Annotated in this window: 5 protein-coding genes and 1 pseudogene; 2 read left to right on the forward strand and 4 right to left on the reverse strand. The window is 63.0% G+C overall.

Going from position 1 to position 2,222, the window contains the following annotated elements; all coding sequences use genetic code 11:
• Positions 1 to 82 (reverse strand): annotated as a pseudogene (locus tag AC1D00_RS37610) (3-isopropylmalate dehydratase small subunit); the annotation flags it as partial.
• Positions 83 to 163: 81 nt separating this feature from the next.
• Positions 164 to 574, reverse strand: coding sequence for a metallopeptidase family protein (locus AC1D00_RS37615; protein ID WP_477014152.1), 411 nt, complete (start codon positions 572 to 574; stop codon positions 164 to 166).
• 161 nt (positions 575 to 735) lie between these two features.
• On the opposite strand from AC1D00_RS37615, the gene AC1D00_RS37620 reads away from it, so the two are divergent.
• Positions 736 to 1,026, forward strand: coding sequence for a hypothetical protein (locus AC1D00_RS37620; RefSeq protein ID WP_477014153.1), 291 nt, complete (start codon positions 736 to 738; stop codon positions 1,024 to 1,026).
• A gap of 6 nt (positions 1,027 to 1,032) precedes the next feature.
• Here the strand turns inward: AC1D00_RS37620 and AC1D00_RS37625 are convergent, their stop codons facing one another.
• Positions 1,033 to 1,242 carry a hypothetical protein gene (locus AC1D00_RS37625; protein ID WP_167771613.1) on the reverse strand — a complete coding sequence of 70 codons (210 nt, stop codon included), beginning with the start codon at positions 1,240 to 1,242 and terminating at the stop codon, positions 1,033 to 1,035.
• A gap of 300 nt (positions 1,243 to 1,542) precedes the next feature.
• Between AC1D00_RS37625 and AC1D00_RS37630 the strand changes: the two genes are divergently transcribed.
• Positions 1,543 to 1,803, forward strand: a complete 261-nt coding sequence (locus tag AC1D00_RS37630; protein ID WP_477014154.1) for a hypothetical protein — start codon at positions 1,543 to 1,545, stop codon at positions 1,801 to 1,803.
• A gap of 9 nt (positions 1,804 to 1,812) precedes the next feature.
• Here AC1D00_RS37630 and AC1D00_RS37635 read toward each other — a convergent pair whose 3' ends face one another.
• Positions 1,813 to 2,112: a DUF1330 domain-containing protein gene (locus AC1D00_RS37635; protein ID WP_404551843.1), complete on the reverse strand. Its 300-nt coding sequence runs from the start codon at positions 2,110 to 2,112 to the stop codon at positions 1,813 to 1,815.
• Positions 2,113 to 2,222 lie beyond the last annotated feature (110 nt).

Genomic DNA, 2,222 nt, shown 5'->3' on the forward strand with positions numbered 1-2,222 from the left:
GCTTCGGAATGATCATGTCGGTGTCGACATTGATGATCTTCAGCGGCGCCGCGACGCCTTCCAGCGTGGTGAACTTGTCCATGGTTGCGCTTTCCCGGGTGGTTCAGGGGGAACAGGTATTTATCGCGATCGGGGGCCGAATCCTAGGCCGAATTCGGCAGATCTAGTCTGCTTGACCCGTCTCCTGGGCCTCAATCGCCGCCATATCGTCGTCCGAAAGGCCGAAATGGTGGCCGATCTCGTGGATCAGGACGTGGCGGACGATATGGCCGAGGGTCTCGTCGTGCTCGGTCCAGTAATCCAGGATCGGCCGGCGGTAGAGCCAGACCATGTTGGGCAGCCGCGCTACGTCGCCAAAGCTCTGCTGGGGCAGGCCGACCCCCTGGAATAGGCCGAGCAGGTCGAACTCGCTCTCGCAGTCCATCTCGTCCAGGACCTCCTCGGTCGGGAAGTCGTCGACGCGGATGATCACGCCCTCGCACAGCCCGCGAAACTCCGCCGGCAGGCGCTCGAACAATTCGTGGGCCACCGCTTCCATCTCGGCCAGCGAGGGGGCCTTCAATTCCGTCCACATGGACTTCTCTTAGCGTGGGTTTCGCGGCGTTGCATCCCGCTTTATAAGATCGAGCGTTGACGTCGCGCGTGAAAACGGGGAGCGTACGACGCATCAAGGGGATGGCTTAGGTCAGTGGTGGTGTGATGCGGGCGGGAACAGCAGTACCGGTTCTACTGTGCATGGGGTTGTTTTCGACTTTTTTTGTCGTTGCCCCAACCCCGGCCCGGGCCCAGACGGCCGGCCCCGACATCCGGCTGGCCCAGGCCGTCTCGCCCGACGCCCCGCCGCCGCGCAAGCGGTCCCAGACGCGCCTGCGCGTCACGCCCTATTACAGCCCGGACGGCGTCTATCCGCGCTACAATCCCGGTCCCGATGCGGTCCGCGAGTGCAACGCCACCTATGTGCAGGAATACCGGCCCAGCGGCACGGTGATCGTGCCGCATATGAGCTGCTACTGGCGCCGGGGCTGACGCCCCTCAATTCCCGCGGAGCGCGCCGATCAGGCCGGCGCCRACGACAGCTGCGGACGCGCCATAGACCAGGATCGTCATCACGAGCTGAGTCAGCGGGCTCGCCGCGCCGGCCTCGACGCCCGGTCCCTGCGCGGCAATCGCCGAGCTCGCGCCGAGCGCGAGGCTCGCTGCGATCGCGAGGCGAGATATCCGCAATCCGCTGGAATTCGGCATGACCATCTCCTGCATTCGCTCGACCAGAAGATACGTTCGTCGCTGACGGCCGGTTTTGGTGGCGCGCGAAATGTTGCGCCGAGGCTCAGGAACTTGTCGCGTGCCCTCTGCATTCGCGTCCGGGGCGCGTTCATCCATAGCCTATTCAGTCTCAAGGCTCCAGAGCTCGGCCCTCATCCTTGTGTCGTAACACCATTGGCGCCGTCATCATTGGCGCGGGCATCGTCATCACTGCGCCGGGCCTGTTTTAACTTGCAGACGGCCTGGTGAAGCCCGCATGCTCAAGGCGCGGAGGTCGTCATGACGCGATGGATTGCATTGGCCGTTCTCGTTGGGCTCGCCGCCGGTTTGCCTCGCGCTTCCGCGATGCAGAGGACGACGAAGCCGGATGCCTCGGCGGGGATCGCAGTTTTTGATGCGCGACGACACGCGCGACACCACGACATTGCGCGGCATTCTGCGCCCCGTGATCCGCGCTACTACGCGCGGCCCGTCTACTACCGTCCCTATCCTTACGGCGTGCCTGCGCCGTTCGTATTCGGCTATGGACCGTTCTGGTGAGTTGCTACTCTAACCGACGGGCGCAAATCCCTTCACCAGCAGCACGGTCGCCTGCGCGCCCGCCTTGCGGTCTTGCGAGATCTCGACATAGTCGGGCGAGTTGGAGAAGGCGAAAAACGCGGCTTCGTCGGGAAACGACATCATGACAAGCTTGTCATGATGCCATGCCCCTTCGAGCACACGCGGATGTTCGTCGGCCGCCAGCAGCCGTCCGTTGTATTTCCTGAACACATCGAAGAAGCGTGCCTGATAGCGGTCATACGCCGCGCGGTCCGTCATCTTCAATTGCGCGATTGCGTAGACAGTCATCGCAAAGATTCCTTCGTAAGGATCGCAATCTTGTAGCCTGGATGGAGCGCAGCGAAATCCGGGATTGGCGCGGAGCGCAAGACGTTTCCCGGATTACGCAACGCTCCATC

Source organism: Bradyrhizobium sp. P2_E8, assembly GCF_056403875.1.